The organism is Acetobacter suratthaniensis (genome assembly GCF_017377745.1).
Classification (GTDB): domain Bacteria; phylum Pseudomonadota; class Alphaproteobacteria; order Acetobacterales; family Acetobacteraceae; genus Acetobacter; species Acetobacter suratthaniensis.
Genome location: NZ_JAFVMG010000003.1, coordinates 103004 through 124512 on the forward strand (window position 1 = coordinate 103004; position 21509 = coordinate 124512).

Annotated in this window: 18 protein-coding genes; 16 read left to right on the forward strand and 2 right to left on the reverse strand. The window is 59.1% G+C overall.

Annotated elements, in window-relative coordinates:
- Window positions 1-310 precede the first annotated feature (310 nt).
- The 10 genes from flhA to J2D75_RS05300 all read left to right on the forward strand — a co-directional run bounded on the left by flhA (window position 311) and on the right by J2D75_RS05300 (window position 13045).
- Window positions 311-2398, forward strand: coding sequence for a flagellar biosynthesis protein FlhA (flhA, locus tag J2D75_RS05255; RefSeq protein ID WP_207853806.1), 2088 nt, complete (start codon window positions 311-313; stop codon window positions 2396-2398).
- 15 nt (window positions 2399-2413) lie between these two features.
- Entirely contained in the window at window positions 2414-3310 is an 897-nt protein-coding gene (locus J2D75_RS05260) for a hypothetical protein (RefSeq protein WP_207853568.1), read from the forward strand.
- 171 nt (window positions 3311-3481) lie between these two features.
- The gene (locus tag J2D75_RS05265) at window positions 3482-5239 is read left to right on the forward strand and encodes a DUF1217 domain-containing protein (protein WP_207853577.1); all 1758 of its coding nucleotides are present in this window, start codon (window positions 3482-3484) and stop codon (window positions 5237-5239) included.
- 39 nt (window positions 5240-5278) lie between these two features.
- Complete coding sequence (fliI, locus tag J2D75_RS05270) at window positions 5279-6736, forward strand: flagellar protein export ATPase FliI (protein WP_243428523.1); 1458 nt, start codon at window positions 5279-5281, stop codon at window positions 6734-6736.
- Entirely contained in the window at window positions 6733-7158 is a 426-nt protein-coding gene (fliJ, locus tag J2D75_RS05275) for a flagellar export protein FliJ (protein ID WP_207853579.1), read from the forward strand. The genes fliI and fliJ overlap by 4 nt, the downstream gene beginning before the upstream one ends.
- 171 nt (window positions 7159-7329) lie before the next feature.
- Window positions 7330-8082: a hypothetical protein gene (locus J2D75_RS05280; RefSeq protein ID WP_207853581.1), complete on the forward strand. Its 753-nt coding sequence runs from the start codon at window positions 7330-7332 to the stop codon at window positions 8080-8082.
- An 18-nt stretch (window positions 8083-8100) separates the two neighbouring features.
- Window positions 8101-9282, forward strand: coding sequence for a flagellar motor protein MotB (locus tag J2D75_RS05285; RefSeq protein WP_207853583.1), 1182 nt, complete (start codon window positions 8101-8103; stop codon window positions 9280-9282).
- Between the two features lie 116 nt (window positions 9283-9398).
- Entirely contained in the window at window positions 9399-10289 is an 891-nt protein-coding gene (motA, locus tag J2D75_RS05290; RefSeq protein WP_207853591.1) for a flagellar motor stator protein MotA, read from the forward strand.
- 36 nt (window positions 10290-10325) lie between these two features.
- Window positions 10326-12206, forward strand: coding sequence for a hypothetical protein (locus J2D75_RS05295; RefSeq protein ID WP_207853593.1), 1881 nt, complete (start codon window positions 10326-10328; stop codon window positions 12204-12206).
- Between the two features lie 32 nt (window positions 12207-12238).
- A complete protein-coding gene (locus J2D75_RS05300) occupies window positions 12239-13045 on the forward strand; it encodes a flagellar hook assembly protein FlgD (RefSeq protein ID WP_207853595.1) in 807 nt (268 codons plus the stop codon).
- Window positions 13046-13121: 76 nt separating this feature from the next.
- On the opposite strand, the gene J2D75_RS05305 is transcribed toward J2D75_RS05300, so the two are convergent.
- Window positions 13122-13928 carry a response regulator transcription factor gene (locus J2D75_RS05305; protein ID WP_207853597.1) on the reverse strand — a complete coding sequence of 269 codons (807 nt, stop codon included), beginning with the start codon at window positions 13926-13928 and terminating at the stop codon, window positions 13122-13124.
- Between the two features lie 401 nt (window positions 13929-14329).
- Between J2D75_RS05305 and J2D75_RS05310 the strand changes: the two genes are divergently transcribed.
- Both J2D75_RS05310 and J2D75_RS05315 read left to right on the forward strand, forming a co-directional pair.
- Window positions 14330-14578, forward strand: coding sequence for a hypothetical protein (locus J2D75_RS05310; protein ID WP_207853599.1), 249 nt, complete (start codon window positions 14330-14332; stop codon window positions 14576-14578).
- Between the two features lie 177 nt (window positions 14579-14755).
- Window positions 14756-17365, forward strand: a complete 2610-nt coding sequence (locus tag J2D75_RS05315) for a tetratricopeptide repeat protein (protein WP_207853601.1) — start codon at window positions 14756-14758, stop codon at window positions 17363-17365.
- A 16-nt stretch (window positions 17366-17381) separates the two neighbouring features.
- On the opposite strand, the gene J2D75_RS05320 is transcribed toward J2D75_RS05315, so the two are convergent.
- Window positions 17382-18194: a prepilin peptidase gene (locus J2D75_RS05320; protein ID WP_207853611.1), complete on the reverse strand. Its 813-nt coding sequence runs from the start codon at window positions 18192-18194 to the stop codon at window positions 17382-17384.
- Window positions 18195-18379: 185 nt separating this feature from the next.
- On the opposite strand from J2D75_RS05320, the gene J2D75_RS05325 reads away from it, so the two are divergent.
- The 4 genes from J2D75_RS05325 to J2D75_RS05340 all read left to right on the forward strand — a co-directional run bounded on the left by J2D75_RS05325 (window position 18380) and on the right by J2D75_RS05340 (window position 21471).
- Window positions 18380-18793 carry a flagellar basal body rod protein FlgB gene (locus J2D75_RS05325; protein ID WP_207853614.1) on the forward strand — a complete coding sequence of 138 codons (414 nt, stop codon included), beginning with the start codon at window positions 18380-18382 and terminating at the stop codon, window positions 18791-18793.
- Between the two features lie 10 nt (window positions 18794-18803).
- Window positions 18804-19211: a flagellar basal body rod protein FlgC gene (gene flgC, locus J2D75_RS05330; RefSeq protein ID WP_207853616.1), complete on the forward strand. Its 408-nt coding sequence runs from the start codon at window positions 18804-18806 to the stop codon at window positions 19209-19211.
- A gap of 124 nt (window positions 19212-19335) precedes the next feature.
- On the forward strand, window positions 19336-19833 hold the full coding sequence (locus tag J2D75_RS05335) for a chemotaxis protein CheW (protein WP_207853618.1): 498 nt from the start codon (window positions 19336-19338) through the stop codon (window positions 19831-19833).
- A gap of 57 nt (window positions 19834-19890) precedes the next feature.
- Entirely contained in the window at window positions 19891-21471 is a 1581-nt protein-coding gene (locus tag J2D75_RS05340) for a tetratricopeptide repeat-containing glycosyltransferase family protein (protein ID WP_207853620.1), read from the forward strand.
- The last annotated feature ends 38 nt before the right edge of the window (window positions 21472-21509 follow it).

Genomic DNA, 21509 nt, shown 5'->3' on the forward strand with positions numbered 1-21509 from the left:
GGGGGTCTGTCATGGTGGTGTCGGGAGGCGGGGTGTGTATGCCCGAACGTACTTCTGCATTGGTGATGACGGCTCTTTCTGATAGAAAAAGACTGTCCGTGCCATGCACGGAGGTTCCCTCAGCCCCGGCAGGATGGCGTGGAACCCGCGATGACGCCACGACGCAATTTTAAGGGAAACGTAAGACTTGGATACAGCCGAAGGCACCCCGCCCCGGAAATCGGCTGGCAACAAGCTGGTGGCCCAGAGTGCTGCGGCCCGCCAGAAGCTGGTTGACGCCTCGCGCGAATTCGGGCGTTCCGCCGGGTTGATGCGCAATGGCGGCTGGCGTGATCTGCCGTGGAAACGTGTCGGCAAAACCCTGATCCCCGGAACCGACGTGGGGCTGGCGCTTGGCGTTTTGCTGCTGTTGTCGATCCTGATCATTCCGCTGCCCACTTTCGTGCTGGATATGGGGCTTTCCGTTTCTATTACCGCCTCGGTGCTTATCCTTATGGTGGCGCTGTTCCTTGAGCGGCCACTGGACTTTACTTCCTTTCCCACCTTGCTGCTGCTGACAACGCTGCTGCGCCTTTCGCTCGAAATCGCGACAACCCGCCTTATTCTCAGCCATGGTAGCGAGGGTGTTTACGCGGCCGGGCATGTGGTGGCGGCGTTTGGCGGCTTTCTTATGGGGGGCGATGTCGTTATTGGCGGTATCGTGTTCTGTATCCTGCTGGTGGTGAACTTCATGGTCATCACCAAGGGGTCAGGACGTATTGCCGAAGTCGCGGCACGCTTCTTTCTGGACTCCATGCCCGGTAAGCAGATGGCGATTGATGCCGATCTTTCCTCCGGCGCCATCAATGACCGCGCAGCCCGCACCAAGCGTAAGGAACTGGAAGAAGAAAGCGCTTTTTACGGCGCCATGGACGGTGCCGCCAAGTTTGTGCGGGGCGATGCCATCGCGGGTATTATCATTACCGCCATCAATATCGTCGGGGGGTTGGCGATCGGTGTTCTGCGGTATGAAATGCCGCTGAGCGAGGCTGCCAGCACATTTACCACCCTGACTGTGGGTGATGGTCTGGTTTCGCAGATTCCGGCTCTGCTGGTGTCTACCGCCGCGGGTATTGTCGTTACCAAAGGCGGCACGGATGGCTCGGCTGACGTAACGCTGGTGCGCCAGCTTGCGGGTAACCCCAAGCCTTTGGCGATGGCGGCGGTGCTGTCTGCCTGTTTTGCCCTTCTGCCGGGCCTGCCTGCCCTGCCGTTTCTGGCAATTTCCGCCGTGGCGGGTGCCGGGGCATGGATGCGCCGTAACGACCCCACCAAGGATGCGGATGGCGATGTCACGGAGGTTGCCGCTGCCCAGCCTGCTACGGCCCCGATTTCGGATGTGCTCAAGCTTGACCTGCTGCGGCTTGAGCTTGGTTTTGGCCTGCTGCCCCTGACCACGGGTGAGAACTCGCAGCTGACCGAGCAGATCAAGGCGCTGCGCCGGACAATCGCAACGGAAATGGGCTTTGTCACGCCGCCTATCCGCATTCAGGACAATATTCTGCTGCCGCCTGAGCGTTATGTCATCAAGCTCAAGGAAATCGAGATTGGCACGGGTGAGGTCAAGCCCGGTCGCCTTATGGCCATGAGCCCTGCTGGCACAGCGCCGCCGCTACCGGGTGACAAGACCACCGAGCCAGCTTTTGGTCTGCCTGCCGTGTGGATCGATAGCGCCATGAAGAACACGGCCATAGCCCTGAAATGCACAGTGGTGGATCCGGCCAGTGTCATGGTTACGCATCTGAGCGAACTGGTGCGCCAGAACCTGCCGGATCTGCTGACCTATGTGGCCACGCAGTCCCTGCTGGATGAACTGCCGCGTGAGCAGCAGAAGCTGGTTAATGATCTGGTGCCCTCGCAGGTGACACTCAGCACCATCCAGCGGGTGTTGCAGGCTCTGCTGGCCGAGCGTGTTTCCATTCGCGATCTGCCCACCATTCTGGAAAGCATTCAGGAGGCCAGTGGTCTTGGTATGCGTAGTGTGCCTGCCATCTCCAGTCATGTGCGGGTTCGTCTGGCGCGGCAGATCTGTAATGCGCTGATGGGGCCGGGTGGTTATATCCCCATGATTACACTTTCACCCGATTGGGAGAGTGAGTTTCTCACGCATCTGGCAGGGCAGGGGGATGAGCGCCGTCTGGCCATGCCGCCTACGGTTCTCAACCGGTTTGTCGGCAGTATGCGTGAGGTTTTCAATTCTCTGGCTACAAATGGCGAGGTGCCGGTGGTTGTGGTGTCCGCGCCGCTGCGTGAATCCATGCGTTCGATCGTGGAGCGGGTGCGCCCTGCCGTATCGGTTCTGGCGCAGACGGAAATCTACCCCCGCGCCAAGATCAAGACGATTGCCACAATCGTATGACCTGTCCTGTAGCGTATGATGGATAAGGTTCTACAGGAGGCCGAGCTTGTGCAGGGCCGCAGGCGCACCCGCCGGGCCGGTTCAGGGCGGCGGGTCTCCCGCAGGCGGGAGGCGGTGCAGGCGGGCGAGGCGGAGCAGGCTGTGCCGGCGTGGGTGACTTCCCGCAAGCCTTTCAGTCTGGAAACGCTGCCTGATGGCCTGTCATTGCATGACGTGCTGGCATGGCATTCGCTCCCCGCTCCTTTGGTGGCGGTGCTGGCGGAGGGAGATTTATCCGTAGCGCTTGCGCGGCTGCTGAACTTTACGTCTCTTGCTCTGGAAAAAAGCACGCCTCTGGCCTTCTGTGGTCCATCGGGGGGCGGGCAGACACTGGCGCTGGCCAGAATGGCGGTGCGTTATGTCCAGCACGAGCGCCATGTGGAAACAACGCCACTGGTGATCGCCTGCGAAGCCGAGCCTGAAGGGGCGGCCCGTCTGACAGCGTGGCTCAAACCGTATGGGGTGCCGGTGTTTCGCGCCGCTACGGTCGAGGCTGTTCGTGCCATTATGGCGCGCAAAGGTGCGGCGCAGCCGGTGCTGCTCGACCTGCCAAAAGCCAGCCTATATGCCCCCGGAGGGCTTGTGGCCGTGCGTGAGGTTATCAGGCAGGCGGGTGCTGCCCCCATTGCCGTCTTGCCTGCGGGTATGGATGCAGAGGAGGCGGCGGATACCGCCGCCGCTTACCGTCAGCTTGGTGCGGAGCGGATGATTGCCACCAGACTTGATCAGGCGGGGCGGATCGGGAGTATCATTACCGCCGCCGCCTGCGGTCTGGCCTTGACTTATGCCGGGTATGCGCCCTCGGTGCGTGGGGGTGCCGTGCGGTGCGATGCCGCGCTGCTGGCGCGGCGGCTCATGGTGGTGCCGGGATAGAAAAAGCGTAGCCGAAAGCGCTTTGTTTTCATGTGATTTTCCGCAGTTGTGCAGGGGCTGGATTAGGGTTGGTTAACCTCTTGTTAACCGGCTTGTGCTAGTCGCCATAAGGATCAGGTAGCAATCGGGCGTCAAGCCAGCGGTCGCGGTCAGGGATAAAGGATTGGATGGATGGCCATCAGCACTGTCTCCCCCATTACGAGCTATATCGTCGCCCAGAAAGATGAGGCAACGGCCGCGCAGAACTACGCTAAAACCGATTCTGTTACCGCCAACGAGGTTGCAACCTTCAATAAGGATGCAGGTTCGATTACTACGGTCGATGGGCTGCTGAAGAACTATTCAGTGCTGCAGGTTGTGCTGGGGGCTTATGGCCTCAGCTCGCTTTCGGGCCAGACCGCCGTCATTAAGGATCTGCTGACGCAGGATCCCTCATCCTCTTCTTCGCTGGCTGTCAAATCCAAGAATACGAGCTGGCAGGCTTTTGCAAAGGCCTTCGCCGTGTGGAGCGAGCATGATGGCGTCGCCACAGTCTCGCCGTTCACGACAGGCGACAGCAAGGTCAATGTTGTAGCGGCTCCGACGAAAACAACAGAGTTGACCCTGAACGCAACTCTGCCCTCAGCCAGCAGCAGCCAGAACAGCTACACGACAGCGGCAGTGACCGCTTATGATTCATCGGACAAGGCCGTAAAGATCGCCCTGCAATGGACTCGTAGCAGCACCGATCCGCTCTCATGGAATGTGAGCGCCTATGATGCGAACGGAAAAGCTTCGGTTGGCAACAACAGCTACAATGTCACCTTCAATACTGATGGTTCCATTGCCTCTGTCTCCAATGCGATCTCAGGCGAAAGTGTTGTTACGTCGTCCAGCACTGACGCGAACCCGACCGCGTTTTTTCCCATTACCCTGACGGGAAGCGATGGCACGGTTCAGAACATAAAGCTGGTTCTGGGTACGGTGGGCAGCACCAAGGATGGTACTGTCATGGCGACTACAGACACGCAGACGGCTAGCATCTCTCAGGCAGAGAGCATGAGCGGTTCTGGCACGTCCCTGACCATGAGTTCTGTTGTGCTGGGTACGACCCGGGGAACAAACCAGTCCTACCTGTCATCCCCGCTCGACCCGGATCAGGCACTTGATGACAGCGACAACATTCCCGCTTCCATGCGTAACTACCTGTCTGTGAAATGGACGCAGACAAGTGACGCAACCTGGAGCGTGTCTGTGGTCAACCCCTATGATTCGTCTTCTGTTACCAGTGCCTCCGTTTACTCGGTTTCTTTTGATGCGCTGGGTAACGTTTATCAGGTCAATGGTCTGTCCACGAACAAAATCCCCAGCCTGTCGGCTGTCATGGGCGGGACAACCTATTCAATCAATCTGGACTCCCCCACTCTGGCGACAAGCCAGAAAACGACGCAGTCCACGCTCACCAATCCCAGTGCTACGACCAGCTATAGCGGCGTAAACATGAGCACGCTGGTCGATGATTTTGAGCAGACGAAGTATGAGCAGAGCAAGGCCAACCAGAAAGATGGCGTGGGTAATGCGCTGTATTTCACCCGCAAGATCAGCGGTGTAACCTCGCTCACCCAGCTTATGTCAGATGCAACCCTGACCAAGGTGGTTGAGACCGTTCTGGGCTACAACCCGGATCAGATCGGCGCGCTCGATTATAGCCAGCAGGTGCAGATGCTGACCGGGAAAATTGATTTCTCGCAGTTCAAAACGGCCGAAGGCATTAAAAAATACGCTGAGCAGTATCTGGCGATGTTGCAGGTTAATCCACAGACTTCCGATGAAGCCGCTAGCACGATGGATCTGTTCGGTGGCAGCAATAGCAGCGAAGGCATTGCCGCCCTGTTTGATGTCAGCAGTTCGTCCAGTGGTTCGAGCAGCCTTTACTCTGCCCTGTTCTAAGGTCAGGCGCGTGGATGACACTGTTTCGGTGCGGTTCTGATGGAGGCTGGTGCAATGCAGGGCGAAGCCCCCGCCCAGCCTGATGCCGCGGCTCAGGCAACCGGTGTGCCCGATGTGTTTGATGCCATCCGCCGTGCGGTGGGGCAGACACATGACGAAGTGCCTATCGGCGTGCTGGAAGGCCGCGTAACCGGACTGTCCGGGCTTTCTATCTCACTCAGCGGTCTGCGCGATTTTACTGGCGTGGGCGATCGTGTGCGCGTCATGGGTTTGGACGGTCGCGAGACCGATGCCGAAATCGTGGCTTTTCAGGGTGATGTTGCCATTGCCATGCCTTTTGGCTCGCTGGAAGGCATTGGCTCGGGTTGCCGTGCGACATTCCAGATGTTCGGCCCAGAAGAACGGCGGCGGCGGGCAGGTGGCACCCTGCTGGTTAATGAATCCTGGAAGGGGCGTGTCATCGACCCCATGGGTCGCCCTATGGATGGCAAGGGGCCGCTGGCCCCCGGTGGCGTTGTGCAGAAGCTCCACGCCTCACCGCCCGAGGCTGCCTTGCGTGCGCGCCTTGGGCCACGGATTGATCTGGGCGTGCGTGCCCTCAATCTGTTTGCCACCTGCCGCGAAGGGCAGCGTCTTGGGCTGTTCGCAGGTTCCGGTGTGGGTAAATCCACTCTTATGGGCATGCTTGCGCGTAATACGGCGTGCGATGTCGCGGTGATTGCCCTCGTGGGGGAACGCGGGCGCGAAGTGCGCGAGTTTGTGGAAGATGATCTGGGGCCGGAGGGGCTGGCCAAGTCCGTTGTTGTGGTGGCCACGTCTGATACATCGCCCCTGATGCGGCGCGAGGCGGCCTATGCCGCTATGGCTGCGGCGGAGTATTTTCGCGATCAGGGCAAATCCGTGTTGATGCTCATGGATAGCGTCACCCGTTTTTGTCAGGCATTGCGTGAAATTGGCCTGTCTTCAGGTGAGCCTCCCGCAACCCGTGGTTATCCGCCAAGCGTGTTTGCTGAACTGCCCCGATTGCTTGAGCGTGCAGGCCCCGGCCTGATGGATGAAAATGGCGATGCCGGGCAGATGACAGCCATGTTCTCCGTTCTGGTTGAGGGTGATGACCATAACGAGCCGGTGACCGATGCCGTGCGTGGTATTCTGGACGGGCATGTTGTCATGGAGCGCCGGATTGCGGAATCCGGGCGTTATCCCGCCATTAACGTGCTGCGCTCTCTCTCCCGTACCGTGCCGGGCTGCAATGCGCCGGAGGAAAATACGCTGGTGCAGGCCGCGCGTGGCGATCTTTCAACATGGGAAGAAATGCAGGACATGGTCCGCCTTGGCGCGTACCGTCCCGGTAATGACCCGCAGGTGGACAGAGCCATTCGTGTCGCCCCCGCGATTGAAGGGGTGCTGAAGCAGCAGCGGGGGGAAAAGGCTACGCTGGCGGAAAGTTTTGATGCGTTGCGTGGCGCCCTGTTTATTGACGAGGTGCCTGGATGAATCCCCGGGCCCGTGCGCTCCAGTCCCTGATCCGCCTGCGTAAGACGGAAGTTGATCAGGCACGGGCTGAGCTGGGGCGGGTTCTGGCCCAGGAACGGGCGGCCGAGATGCAGCTGGCACAAAGCAGGCAGCAACTCGAAAACGAACAGCGCGAAGTGACAGCCGGACGCACCAGCATGGAAGATTTTCGTGTATGGCTACCCGCTGGGCGTGCCGCGATCGAGCGTGCGCATAGGCTCGTGTTTGAGGCGCAGCAAGTGACCGATCAGGCGCGTGCTGCGCTGACACAGGCCAATGCCGCCCTTAAAGCGGCTGAGGCAGTGCTGGCTCGGTGGCAGGAAGAGGAGCGAGAGAAAGAGGCCCGCAGGGAGCAGAACGAGGTAGATGATCTGTCACGTCGGGTAAGGCGTGTGTTCGGATAAAGCCATGTTGGCCCGATAGACCGCAGGCCCATGTTCCGCCGGGGTGCGGGCTGCGGAAAAGATGTTTCGTTATTGAGAAAGTAGGCCCGCACGGCTATCGCTGGTTACACGAACCGCAATATGATCGGGTAGGGCACCAGTTTTACTGGCCGTGAGTGATTAGGAAAGCGCATGCAACAGACCGCGAAGATTTTTATTGCCACCCCGTGTTTCGGGGGGATGGTCACGCAGGAATACATGGAATCCGTCATCGCCTGCACCAGCATCATGCAGACACCAATGACCCTGTCCCTGCTGGGTGACGATGCGATGATCAGCCGCGCCAGAAACACGTTGCTGCACCAGTTTTACACCCGCTCCGATGCTTCCCACATTTTGTTCATCGACGCGGATATCGGTTTCCCCGCGGAAGCGCCCGCCCGGCTGCTCGCCGCAGACAAGGATATTGTCGCGGGCATGTACCCGATCAAGCAGCGCTTCTGGGATAAGGATACGCAGGAAAACGTGCTGCGTGGCGAAGGGCATGAAACTGCGTCGCTCCGGTATGTGGGTGAAACCGATGAAATGCACCAGACCTGGGAAAAGGGTCCGTTGCTGAAAACGCGCTACGCCGGTACGGGTTTCATGATGATCAGCCGCAAGGCTATCGGGATGCTGATCAAGAGCTATCCTGAAACCACCTATCGCCGGATTGATGCCGCAGGCAGCGGTGGTGATACTGAATATCACGCCCTGTTCGATGGCAGCATCGACCCCGAAACCGGCACCTATCTGAGCGAAGACTTTACATTCTGCCGCCGCTGGAGCGCCATTGGTGGCGAAGTCTGGCTGGATACGTCCATTTCCCTGACCCATGCAGGGCGGGCCTCCTTCCGGGGCGATCCGTCCCGGCGGGTTGGTCTGGCCCACCAGAAGGCAGGCTGAAGCCCGAGGTAACGCCCCATGGCAAGAAACGACAAACCCCAGGTAATCATCAAACGCGGCGACGACGGCGGTGGCGAAGGCCATCACGGCGGAGCGTGGAAGATCGCCTATGCCGACTTCATGACGGCAATGATGTCGTTCTTTCTTGTCATGTGGCTGCTTAACGCCACAACAGACGAACAGCGCAAGGGTATTGCGCAGTTCTTCAACCCCATGGCCGATCGCGACACGCATGGCGGCCCTACATCCGAAATGCTTGATACAACGCCTTCTCCCCTGACTGGGGGCGAGGCGGTCAAGCGGATCAAGGATGGGGAAACCTCCGAAGTGCCCAAGGACAAGCAGGCCGGGGCGCATGAATATCAGCAGACCGGCCCCAAGGCCAATGGCGCTGTCGATATTACGGCGGGCATCCGTGCGCAGCTTAATTCCGGGCACCCGAGTATTGTGCCTATTGGTGGGCCGCAGAGCGGGGCCGGGTTGCAGGTCGGGTATGTGGGCGGCGGTTCTCCCACCAACGCAGCCGTGGCGGAACAGGCCAATCTGCAGAACATGGTGCAGGGGCTTGCAAAGTCCATGGAGCAGCAGCCTGACCTTCAGGCCTCCGTGTCCAATATGTCGGTTCGGGTTGGCCGGGATGATATTCGGATCGAGCTGAAGGATTCCCAGAACCGGCCGATGTTCGATACCGGTTCGGCAGCTCCCAACCAGCTTGGGCGCAAGATGCTGGGTGAAATTGCGGCCTGGCTTGCCCCGATGCCGGAAAAACTCTCCATTGTGGGCTATACCGATGCTGCCGCGTATCGTCCGGGTAAAAAATGGGGCATGTCCAACTGGACGCTGTCGGCCCTGCGTGCGGATCATGCGCGTGAAGTGCTGGTGCATGCGGGCTACCCGGATGGCAATATCATTAACGTTTCCGGTCGGGCAGACCGGGAACTGGCGGTTCCGTCTGACCCGTCCGCAGCGGGCAATCGGCGTGTGGTGCTGATCATGCACAGGCGTTATGTGGATCCGGCTTTTGATCCGGCGGCTGCAAACCAGTCTGACACCGTAGTGCCTGCGGCTGAAGCGGCGGCAGCGCCTGCGAGCGCACCGCCCGAAGCACCGGCACCCACGCCGCAAGAGGCGCAGAAACCGGTGCAGCCAGTTGCTGCGACAGCACCGGCTGAAGTGCCGCCGCCTGTTGGCTTGCAATAGATTAATAAAACCGTGGCGGCGTTTCTGGCCGCTGTGGATTATATGAGTACAGGTTTTAACTGCTGCGATGGCGTATGGGCCGCGTGGCTTGAATGGATGGAAGTGGAGACAGCTTAATGCTTTTCATCGGGGGGCTTATTTTTTCGCTGCTCTGCGTCTTCGGTTCGTTTGTGGCCTCAGGCGGGGCGCTGGCACCGCTGATCGCGTCCATGCCGTTCGAACTGCTGACCATCCTTGGGGCTGCGGCAGGCATTTTTGTCATGTCCAACTCGAAGGATGCGCTCAAGCAGCTTCTGTCCGACCTCAAGCTGACGCTGGGTGGGCCGCGGCACAACAAGGAATCCTATCTGGAACTGCTGGTGACGCTGTTCCGCTTTATGCGTCTGGCGCAGGCGCGCGGGAACATGGCGCTTGAAGAGCATGTGGAAAACCCCGGTGAAAGCAGCATTTTCGCGCTTGCACCGCGCGTGCGCGACGATGTGGAAACCCGCAATATGATCTGCGATTACCTGCGTCTGGTCAGCCTCAACATGGAGGAGCCGTACCAGCTTGACGAGGTGATGGCGCGCGAACTGAAAAAGAATCTGTCTGAAAAGCTCCATATTTCCGAAAGCCTGCAAAGCATTGCCGATGCGCTGCCGGCTCTGGGTATTGTGGCCGCGGTTCTGGGCGTTATCAAAACCATGGCTTCCATCAGCAAGCCGCCTGCCATTCTGGGTGAAATGATCGCAGGCGCACTGGTGGGTACGTTTCTGGGTGTGCTTCTGTCCTATGGTGTGGTTGCGCCACTGGCGGCCCGCATGAAAGATGTGATAATGCAGGATGGTCGTTATCAGGACATCATCCGTATTGTCTTCGTAGCGCATCTTCAGGGTAGCGCGCCGCAGGTCAGCGCTGAAATCGGCAGAAAGGATATTCCTCATGCGTTTATGCCGTCTTTCAGCGAACTTGACGCCGTGCTTGCTGAATCGTCCAACCAGCAGGCGACGCAGGCCGCCGCAGCCTGACGCTGGTCTAACAGGGCTGGAGCAACGGAGCGTCTGATGAGTATCTCGGTAGCAAAGACGACAAGTCTTTCAGAACAGGCGCAGGAAAACGCATTGATGGGGCTGACCTCAGCCCTGTCTGCCAACAAGGCCAGTCTGGCTTCGTTGCTGACAGCCGGTGCATCGTCCTCCACTTTGCAAAAACCTTCTTTCGGGTCTATTCTGCAAACTGTCTCCCAGTATTCTGCCGGGCAGCAGCAGAGCGTCAGCACGGATCAAAGCAAGAGTCAGAGCCAGAGCAGCACGGATTCGTCTTCCCAATCTTCGGCAGTGTCATCGACCACCAGCACCAGCACCAGCAGCAGCGCGGCGACCGTGACCACAAGCAGCGCCAAACCGTCGTCGAGCGCTACGCGCAACGACAGTTCCGCCAAGACGGCTTCTGCCTCTGGCGATACTAAAAATAGCGCGTCCCAGAGCGACACGCAGGCTGCGGCAGCCCAGCCTGCCAGCACGCTGGTTTCTGGCAGCAGTACAAAAAGCACGGCTAAAACTGCTCAGAAGCAGGATGACAGCAGCACGGACAGCGCTGTGTTACAGGCACAGGATGTCCTGTCTACTCTGGCCATGCAGCAGCAGGCAGTGGTTTCTTCCACTCAAGCCGCGCAAACACCGCTCCCGCCCGTGCAGACCGGAGACAGCAAGCAGGTTACGGCGCAGTCTGCCGGTGCAGCTATGTTGCCGGTCTCAGTGCAGGATGATCAGGCTGCTTCCGGGCTGGCAACCAGCACTGGTGCGGCGCAGAATACACAGACCGATGGCGCTGCGGCGGATCTACTGTCGGCACTGAGTGGCCAGCAGGATCAGTCCAGCCAGAATGCGCCGACAACCGCACAGGCCGATATCGCCGCCAGCGTAGGGGATGCCGCACTTCCCAAGAAAATGGCAGCAGAAGCAACGGCACAGGTTGGCACGCAGGATACCACCGGTAGTGCTGTGTCTTCGTCTGATCTGTCTGCGGCACTGAGTGCTGCTGCGGATACCAGTCAGGTGCAGGATAATCTAGTGCAAGCGGATGCCACGCAGGCGACAACGGATAGCCGCGATGCGCAGGCTACGCTGGCGACCGGCGGATCCTCCACAACAGGCTCTGCCACGACCGGTACGGCAGGGGCTGGTATTTCCTTCAGCGGTGTGGGGGCGATTGCTGCCGCGCTGAATGGTGGAGGTGCATCCGGCCACTCCGGCATGTCTGACGGGCAGTCTGAGAGTAATGGCGAGCAGGCTCTTGCGGCCCAGGTGTCTACCGATGTGCATCTGCCCGCAGGGGTAGGCGCGACCACTACGGAATTCACGCTCGAACCCGTAAGCACGGCTACGGAAACCACGGCGCAGTCTGCCAGTGCGCTCAACGAAAATGCGGATGTCGAGCAGCTTGCCGGGGCCAGCAGCCTGCTGTCGCAGCAAGCCGAAGATGGCAGCACGTCTGTCTCGCTGACGGTTATGACCGATGATTCAACGCCTGTGCATGTGCGGCTGACGGGTACGGATGGCGTAACATCGGGTGTTGTGCTGCAAAGCTCCGATGAAATGACCGCCCGGCATCTGGCGGCGAACAAGCATGAGCTGATGGCCGCCCTGAACGCGGCGGGTGTTGATGTCAGTAACCTGAAGATTGATGTTGTCAGCGCCAGCAATGGTAGTGGCGATGCCGGGAATAATCAGGATAGCAATGGCAGTAATGCGTCTTATGGCGGCATGTTGTCTGGTGGCCAGTCTGGCAATGGTGCGGGGCAGGGTGGGCAGCAGGCCTATGGCGCGGCAGCCGTAGCCGGTGGCACCCAGTCCGATAGCGGGTTGGACAGCACGGCGCAGGCCACGACAACGGCCACACGCGCTGCTTTGCAGGGCGGCAGCGGGATTAATATTACCGCCTGACGGCGGGGCGGTAAGGAAGGGAAACTGAGCCGATGACAACCACATCGACCACAAGCGTTACCAACGAATACAAGGCGCTGCAGGCGGCTGAAGCGGCGGCTAAGGCGAGTGCAAACTCATCTTCGTCCAGCAGTAGCTCAAGCTCTTCTTCCTCCGTTTCATCGCTGGACTCGCTGGCGACCAACTACACGTCCTTTCTGACGCTGCTGACAACGCAGTTGAAGAATCAGGACCCCAGTAGCCCCATGAGCTCCGATACCTTTACATCTGAACTTGCGCAGTTCGCGGGTGTTCAGCAGCAGGTTGAAACCAACACCAAGCTGGACTCGCTGATTTCGCTCAATCAGGATAGTCAGCTCAGCTCCGATACCGGACTGGTGGGCGATACCATTACCGCCAACAGTACAACGCTGCCCCTGCAGAACAGCTCTGCATCGCTCAGCTTTACCGGCACATCGGGCGAGACGGTGGCCATTGCTGTTTCCAATTCCGCCGGTACCATCGTCAAGGACGTGGTGGCGACAGCATCCAGCGGTACCAATACTTGGACATGGGATGGCACCGACAACAGTGGCAACAAGCTGTCCGATGGTGGTTACAGCGTGTCGGTCAAGACTGTGGATTCGGCTGGCACCACATCGGACGTGGCCTTTACGGTTTCCGGCACCATTACCGGTATCCAGAAGGGCAGTTCGGATATGATGGTTCAGCTCGGCAGTGCGACTATTCCGATGTCCAGCATCACCAATGTTTCGCCTAAGACAAGCAGCTCTTCCAGCAGCAGTTCCAGTTCCAGCAGCTCGGGCAGTTCATCAAGCAGCACGACAACTGGTACCTGAGACAGTACGGTACGGGAATGCAAAAAAGGCGGGGCTCTGTGCCCCGCCTTTTTTATTGTCCGTATCGAAAATCAGCCTAGCGGCTGATGTCCAGCGGGCTTGCGTTGCTGAGGATGTTGATACCCGAGCGTACGGGCAGGCAGGTTTCCTTCGCGCTCTGCACCGGATTGCTATTTTTTGCGGTGGCGCGCGTGCCTAGGGGCGCAAAGGATTTTTCGTTCAGGCGGTAGCCAATGCCCCACATGGTGGTGAAGGGATCATCCACACCGAATTTCCGCATTTTTTTGCGGATTTTGCAGATCATGACATCAATGACCTTGCCGTGGGGTTCGCTTTCTCCCGCGTACAGGCTGTCCAGCACGGTCTCCTTGCTGAGAACCTGACCTTTTCGGAGTGCGAGAAGCTCTACCACATCGTATTCGCGCCGGGTCAGGGGAACCAGCTTGTCGTCAATATGCGTTTCACGCCGATCGACACACACGGTCAGCCTGCCGATATGCAGTGTCATGCTGTCATGGCCGCCAATGCGGCGGACAATGGCGCGCAGGCGGGCCAGAAGTTCCACGGGGTCTATGCTGGCGGGTACGCAGTCATCCGCGCCAACCGACAGGACATCGGCCACTTTCCGTGGCGGGATTTCCTGAGCAATGACGATAACAGGCGTAGGCACACGGCTGTTGCGGATATGCTTGATCAGGCGCGTATCGGGCAGGGATTGCTGGAGAACCGCAATGTCGTAATGGGAACGACGCAGGGTTTCAGCCACACCTTCTGGCCCGGACATAGTAATGGAAATGGCACCTTCGATGGCGGCGTTCGCCAGACCGCTACAGGGGCGGTCTCCGTCCTTAACAGAAGTGTCACCTATGCAAAGTATCCGCATTTCCGCTTTCCATCACTCGTCATGCGTTTGTCCAGCCAGCCGGAAAACTCAGAGTCCGCCTCATTTTTGTAACCATATGGTTCCTGAAATGGGGCATTGTCGCGGAATAGGGCAGGTGGTGGAGGTCATGTCAGTCAGGCCGTGGCTTTTCGCGACTTCCGCTGTGGGCGGTGCCTGAACGGGAAGCAGAAAAAACACCTTGGCTTAGGGGTAGTCATTCCATAAAATGGTTAAGAATTGTTTGGCCATAATGCCCCCACGGTCAAGGAATATCGGCTGGTCTGGCTTTAATCTTCATGGTACTGGAAGGTTCAAGTGCCAGCCTGATGCGATATTTCTGCAGGCAAGGGTGGCCAGTCTGGCGGGCATGAACCCGGTTTGTATCCTGAGGGAATGATAACATGAGCGACACGACTGCTGCCTCGGCTTTGGCGTCAAGCCTGCGTGAAATGACAACGGCGGCGTCCCGCGCGGCCTACCAGAGTGCGCGCCCCGGTCACACGGGTGGTGTTGGTGTGCGTCTGTCATCCCACGGGGTGGACGGCTCTTCCTCTTCCATTCAGTTCGATTCGACCGGGCAGATCATTCCCTCGTCCGATACGCAGAAAAAAAACAGCGCCATGTCCAGCGCGGTTGACCTGTTCGCCTGAATTCATCAGCCCATGACGTTCTGTGCTGTCATGGGCTCAGTGCGAGGGCGGCTACTTGATTCCGGGTGGCGGGGTGGTTGTCCTGTCTTGTTTGGCGTATGGTTCCCGCAAGAATGTATTGGGCGGGGCCGTGCTGAACAGGCAGTGGGGGTGCCGCCCTTTCAGGATTAGAGACACGTGCATTTCAGCATATCCCCACGCGCAAGGCGTTCCGTCGCGGTTTTTATTACAGCGCTTCTTTCCTGTTCATCCATAACGCCTGCGGGTTATGCTGCCCCCCAGCATGCCGTAAGGCACGGTGCGCGGCATGTTCTGCCCAAAACACCGCCAGCCCCGGTTCATCCGGCACCGCCCCCGGCCGCTGCCCCCGCGGCATCGACTGCGGAGAGTGGCAGTAACCCGGATGATGGCTTTTCCGGTGATATGCTTCTCAAGGGGCTACCGGAATCCTGGCGCGCAGTTGTTCTGGATAAACCCACGCCGCCCCAGTCGGTTCCCCAGAATGGAAACAAATCCCCGCGAGCGACTGTCGCGGGTAAGGCGGCAACCCCCGCCAATAGCCAGAATGGCGGCGCGGGCGAGCAGGCAGCCATGTCGGCTAACCGGGTACTTATTCCTGTGCCGGCCGATATGGGTATTGCTGCATTCCAGAGTGGCAACCGTTTCCTGATCGTTGTGGATAACGCACGGCCGATGGATACCAGTGCTCTGCGCGGCGATGGTATTTTTTCATCCCTGACGGTCAGCACTCTGGCTGACGCCACGCTTATTCAGGTGCAACTGCCCGATACGCGCAAACTTTACCTGTCCCAGCAGGCTGAAGGCTGGGTGCTGGGTGATCAGCCGCCCCCCGTCACGGATTATGACGACCGGCGCGTTATCAGCCCCCGTGCGGGCGATGGCGGGGTGCTTTACCCCATGCGCAAGCCGGGGCGTGTGCTCTCCATTACCGACCCGGCCTCGGGCTCGCGCCTGTTTGTCGGCACATCCACCATGGATGATGGCGGGATTCTCTCGCTCAGGGTCGGCAAGGGCTACGAGGTCTGGCCCACCACGGAAGGTGTGGTGGTTGCGGCCCAGTCTCCCGAGATCAGCATGCGCGCCACACCAGATGGCCCCCTGCTCAGCATTGAAGGCAAGGCTTTCCCGGATGAAGGCGTTGCGGTTTATGCCAGCGATGTCGATCTGAAATGGCTCGGTTTGCAGAACCTGCCACCCGAAAAGCTGCGCGAACGCCTGCATGATACTTTTCTGGCAGCAGCGGATTCCGATCCGGCCCAGCGTTTTGAAAAGCGTCTGGAGGAAGCCAAGGCCGCCTTCAGCGCGGGTAGCGCTACCGAAGCGCGCGGTATCCTGACTGTAGCACTGGAAGATGATCCCGAAGAGGCCGAACGCCCCGGAGTGCGCTTTTTGCTGGCGGCTTCCGAGTTGCTGGCGGGTAACAAGGATGGCGCCTCGTTGCTCGAAGGCCCGTGGCCGGATAGCCAGAAACGGGCTGTCCAGCTCTGGCGTGGGTTGTATCTGGCGGCTGCGGGTGGACACGAGGCCGAGGCGGCGCACCTGCTCGCTATGGATGTGGAGCGGCTGAAGAACTATCCCGCCCCCCTGCGTGACACGCTGCTGCCGGGCGTTGCGGAAGAAATTGCGCGCTATGGCACGCAGGCCGATGTCGAGGCACTGGAAAACCTGCCTGCGGGTGCGCCTTACCAACTGGTGGATGCCTTCCGCAAGCTGCGTTCAGGGCAGCGCGATCAGGCCTATACTCTTTTTGTCAAACTGGCGGACGATAAAGACCCGATCGTTGCGGAAAAGGCGCTGGAACAGCGCATTTCCATGAATCTGGCTTCTGGCAAAACCGCAGCCGATGCCGCTGCGGAGCAGTATAATACGCTCATGCCTGATGCCCGTCTGGCCGGGCGCGAGGTGCAGGCCCGCCTTCAGCAGGCGGATGCTTATATGCGCGCCCATGCGTGGACAGATGCGCTGGATGCCATCGATACCGTGCAGGACGGCACCGGAGATGCAGGCGACAAGCTTATTCCGCCGATTTTGATGCAGGCATTGGCAGGGATTGCGCAGGAAAGCAGCAAAACATCTGATAAAACCACGCTGTTGCATAATGCGGCCCTTATCAAGGCGCATCTGCCCAGCCTGTCGGACGGGCCGCGCAAGGGCGAAGTTATGGTCGCCTATGGTAAAATGCTGCTCAGACTTGGTCTGCCGGATGAAGCAGCGGATATTTTCTCTTCAGCCGTGCCTATGCTCGCGACGCCAGATCTGAAGGCGCTGGCGGGGGAAGGGCTGGCGGATGCCAATCTGGAGCGCAAGCGCCCGCAGGATGCACTCAAGGCGCTGTCCGTAACCGATAGCCCGAACCTGCCAGATGCCTCGCGCGCGGCGCGCCAGCGGATTCTGGCGCGTATTGCGCTGGCCACCGGCGACCAGAATAAGGCTCTGGCCCTGCTGGGTGGGGATACTTCGCCGGTCTCGCTCGATATTAGCGCGCGTATTCATGAGGGGCGGGGCGAATGGCCTGCCGCTGTGCAGGATGTGCGCCAGCTTGCGGAATCCGAAATTCCCCCTAAAGGCACCCTTGATGCCGATATGCAGTCACTCGCGCTGCGTCTGGCGTCCGATGCCTCGCAGGCAGGGGATCGTGCGATGCTGGACTGGGTAGCCACTCTTGTGGGGGATAGGATGGATGGCGACAATGCACGCCTTTTCCAGCTTCTGACCAAACCAGTCGAGACGACGGTGAGTGCTGCAGGTACAGAGGCCGGGCAGTAAGGTTTGGCGTTGGGTTTTACTGAGGCCAGAACCTCAGTGCCCCCGGTGCGATCGCCTCGATCAGCAGGGTAATGGCCAGCCCTAATGCCAGCGATGGCCCCACGGCTGTGCGTTGCATGGGGTCTCGCTGGTTGAGATAGGCGGGCCAAACTGTGCGGGCTGGGTTGGCGTGACGCCCTAGCAAATACAGCATGCCGTGTAGCGTCAGGCTGACCAGCAGGAAAACCGTTACGCCCTTTACTTCTACCCACGCACCACAGGCGGCAGCCATCAGGCTTTCGCCGCCAGACAGGAGGTTGCGCCAGCGTAGTAGAGAGCAGAACGCGAGAATAAGCGTAATGCCCGTCCATGCTGTCACTGCCCCCAGAATAGTGCTTGCCGGGGCATCGCGCAGCACACCTGCCAGCAGGCCCGCCAGCAGCATGGGGGTTAGCAGCGAGGGGGGCAGCCAGCGCTCGGCGCGGTCAAGCAGGGCGGCAAGGCAGGCAAGATTGAGGGCAATGATATTGCCCAGTGCGGCGGGTGGCGATAGCCGGGCAAGAAAAAGGATCGAAAACGAGGCCAGCAGCAGGCACCCTGCGGTAATGGGCCGTTTCCATGACAATGTTTTTTCTGCCGGATAAGCGCGGATACCGGCCAGTAATGGCAGGCGACGCAACAGAAAGCGGAATGTCAGGATGGAGAGCGGAAACCAGATCGCCACCAGCAGCCCGCCAAGCGATGCCTGATCGTTGCGAACCAGCAGGCTCCACAGGACGATAATGGCAGTAACCGATATGGACAGCAGAATGTCGTTGATATCGGGCTTGGGCGTGTGGGGGCGAATCATGGCCTTGACTGATTACCTTTGACAGCTTTGTGTGCCCGTACCACACGGCGGATGAATTTCCCCACAGGGGGAGAAAAAAGTGGCTTTGGCGTGTGCAGCGCGGTATTCAAGCACAAGCGGTATCACGATATGGTTAAGGCTATATCTCCCGATACGGTGTCAAACAGCAAGGAATTGCCCCTCGCATGCTTGAAGCAATGTCGTCGCAGGCGCTGTCGGCCCATCATGGTACCGATGTGCTTGGTCTGGCTGAACGCCGCCTGAACTGGCTGCAGGCTCGTGAATCGGTGTTGGCTGGAAATGTCGCCAACGCCAATACGCCGGGTTATGTGGCCAAGGATGTCTCGCCTTTCGTAGGTGTGCTGCAAAATCAGATGGCGATGACGCTCGCCCAGACCGAACCCGGCCATATGGCCGGACGCAACGAAACCGCACGCACCAACCGTAGTGGCGTGGGTACCTCGCGCGATGGCAATGAAGTACGGCTGGAAGACGAATTGGAAAAGGTGGCTGACACCAACGATCAGCAGCGTCTCGTAACGACGGCCTATACAGCGTATATCGCCATGTATTCAGCCGTTCTGGGTTCTAACGCGTAAGGGCTGAAGCGTGGATTTTTCCGATACTATTGGTGTTTCCGCTGCGGGCATGAATGCGCAGTCCTCCCGCCTGAGGATTGCAGCTGAAAATCTTGCCAACAAGGAAACGACCGGCACGACCCATGGTTCTGACCCATATCGGCGCAAAACCATTACGTTCAAAGAGGAACTGAACCGGCAGACCGGGGTTTCCAGCGTGAAGGTAAAGGAAATCGGTCAGGATCAAACGCCGTTCGAGCAGCGTTATGACCCAGCCCACCCGGCGGCGGATGCCAAGGGCTATGTCAAAATGCCCAATGTCAGCAGTATGGTTGAGATCATGGACACCCATGAGGCCCAGCACTCTTACGAGGCCAACCTCAACACCATGCAGATTACACGCTCTATGTTGACACGTACTATCAACCTGATGAAATGACACGGAGCTCTACCGTGGGCGATGGTGCCTGCGGTCTGTGCCCTGTGGGTGGTTTTCCGGTTTGCTGGCGCATGGTCTGGCACTGCCCCTGACTTTATCCGTTTTTTATGAATGGACAGATTTCATGCCCTCTACGGAAAACAAAAGCACGCTGGATACTCCTGCGCAGATTCTGACCTTTCAGGTCGGCGGGCAGGTTTATGGGCTGGGCCTGCTCTCGGTTGTTGAAATTGGCAACTGGTCAGAAATTCGGCCGCTGCCTGCCGCACCCCATTATGTCGCCGGGGTGATCAATGTGCGTGGCACCGCCCTATCGGTGGTCGATATGGGTATTTTTTTCAAGGACAGAACCGAGCGCGCCGTAAAAGCGGCCCAGACATCCATTGTTCTGGTGGATCTGGGGGCTGTGCGGGTCGGGCTTCTGGTGGACAGGGTCTGTGATATCGTGTCCATGCAGGGGGTTGAAATTCAGCCCGTTCCTGCGGCTGGCGGGCGCGAAAGCGGCAAGGTGCTGAGCGGGTTGGCCATTATTGGTGATGATATCATCGGCCTGCTTGATCTGCCCGCGTTTGGCGCCAGTATCGAACTGCCTAACGTGACAGCCAATATGCTGCATCACTAGGCGCTGCTGTTGCGCTGTTTTTTTGTATGATGGGCCTGTTTACAGGCAGAGTGACCAATGACTGATGCCCCCCTTAACAATCCTGTTTCTTCCGTGGGGGGGCAGGCGCGCCCGGCCTCCATTTCTGATGCTGATCTGATCCGCGCTGCGGGGCTTATTCCCGTGCGGGTTAAAACTCTGTTTCTTGAGGGGCGAGAGGCAGAGGCTGTCGGGATTATTCTCGACCAGCTTGCCCGGCGACCGGGCAATGTGGCGCTGACCATTACTGCCGCCATGCTCATAGCCCATCATACCGTGCGCTATGATACGGCGCTGACTTTGCTGCGCGAGGCTCTGGCGCAGGTGCCTGACACCGTGCAGGCCCAGCAAACTTACGCTTATACCCTGATCTGTGCAGGACAACTGGCGGAAGGTAGTGAGCGTTTTGGGGCGTTGCTGTCCCGGTATCCGGCCCAGCGTGTATCGCTTATGGAGCATCTTTCCGCAGCATTGTTACAGGCAGGACTGCTTGAAGAAGCCCGGCAGGTGCTTGAAGGCGCCATTGCGGATCGCTGCACATCGGCCGCGTTACTCAGTAATATGGGCTGTGCGCTGACCTATCTGAACCGCTCTACGGATTCATTACCTTACTACGAGGCCGCCTTGCGCATGGCGCCCGGTAACAAGCGCATGCAGGCTTCCTATGGCTGCGCTTTGCTCAAAGCCGGACAACTGGGGCGTGGCTGGGCCTTGCATGCCCAAAAACCCGATGGGCTGCATGCAGAGGCATGGTTCAGAAAACTGCCCTCTTTAACCCCGCAAACCGATGTGCGTGGCCGCACTGTTCTGCTGTACCATGATCATGGTCTGGGTGACACGTTGCAGTTTGTCCGCTTTGTAAACGGGCTTGTGGAAAAGGGCGCTCTTATTACTCTGGCAGTCCCTGCAACCCTTCAGCGATTGATTGCCCGGTCATTTCCTGCGGTTACGGTGGTGGATATTGCCAGCATAGCTGTGCGGGCACAGTTTGGTGGCGGGTTTGATTATGCCGATCTGATCATGAATCTACCCTATGTGCTACGGGCGGAGCGGTGCGAGGCCAGTGTGCTGGCCCCGACCATGCCCTATCTGGTGGCGGACGAGGCGGCTGTCGCGGCATGGGATGCCCGCCTGCCTGCTGGGCGGCCTCGCATCGGGTTGGTCTGGGCGGGCGAGTGCCGACAGAGTGCGCGCGGTACGGCGATGGATGACCGCCGCTCCACCACGCTTGAGGCCATGGCCCCTATTATCGAGGCGCGGCCCGATGCAACCTTCATCAGCCTGCAATATGGCAAAAAGCGCGAGGAAATCGCCCAGTGTGGTTATCCGCTGATTGATCCTATGGATCAGATCCGCAGTATGGATGACACGGCAGCTCTTGTGAAAAATCTCGACCTGCTGATTACGGTTGATTCTTCTCCGGCGCATCTGGCTGGGGGGCTGGCTTGCCCTGTCTGGCTCATGAGCCGACAGGATGCCTGCTGGCGCTGGCTGGATAGCGGCGAGACAACGGCATGGTATCCGACTATGCGGCTGTTTCGGGCGAAAGAGCGGTCTTTTGTGCCAATGATTGGCGATGTAGCGGCCGCTCTTGCAGCAGCACCCCATTTTCTGCCCTGAACTGGGCCGGGACACCTGAAAACCTGCCTCCCTTCAGC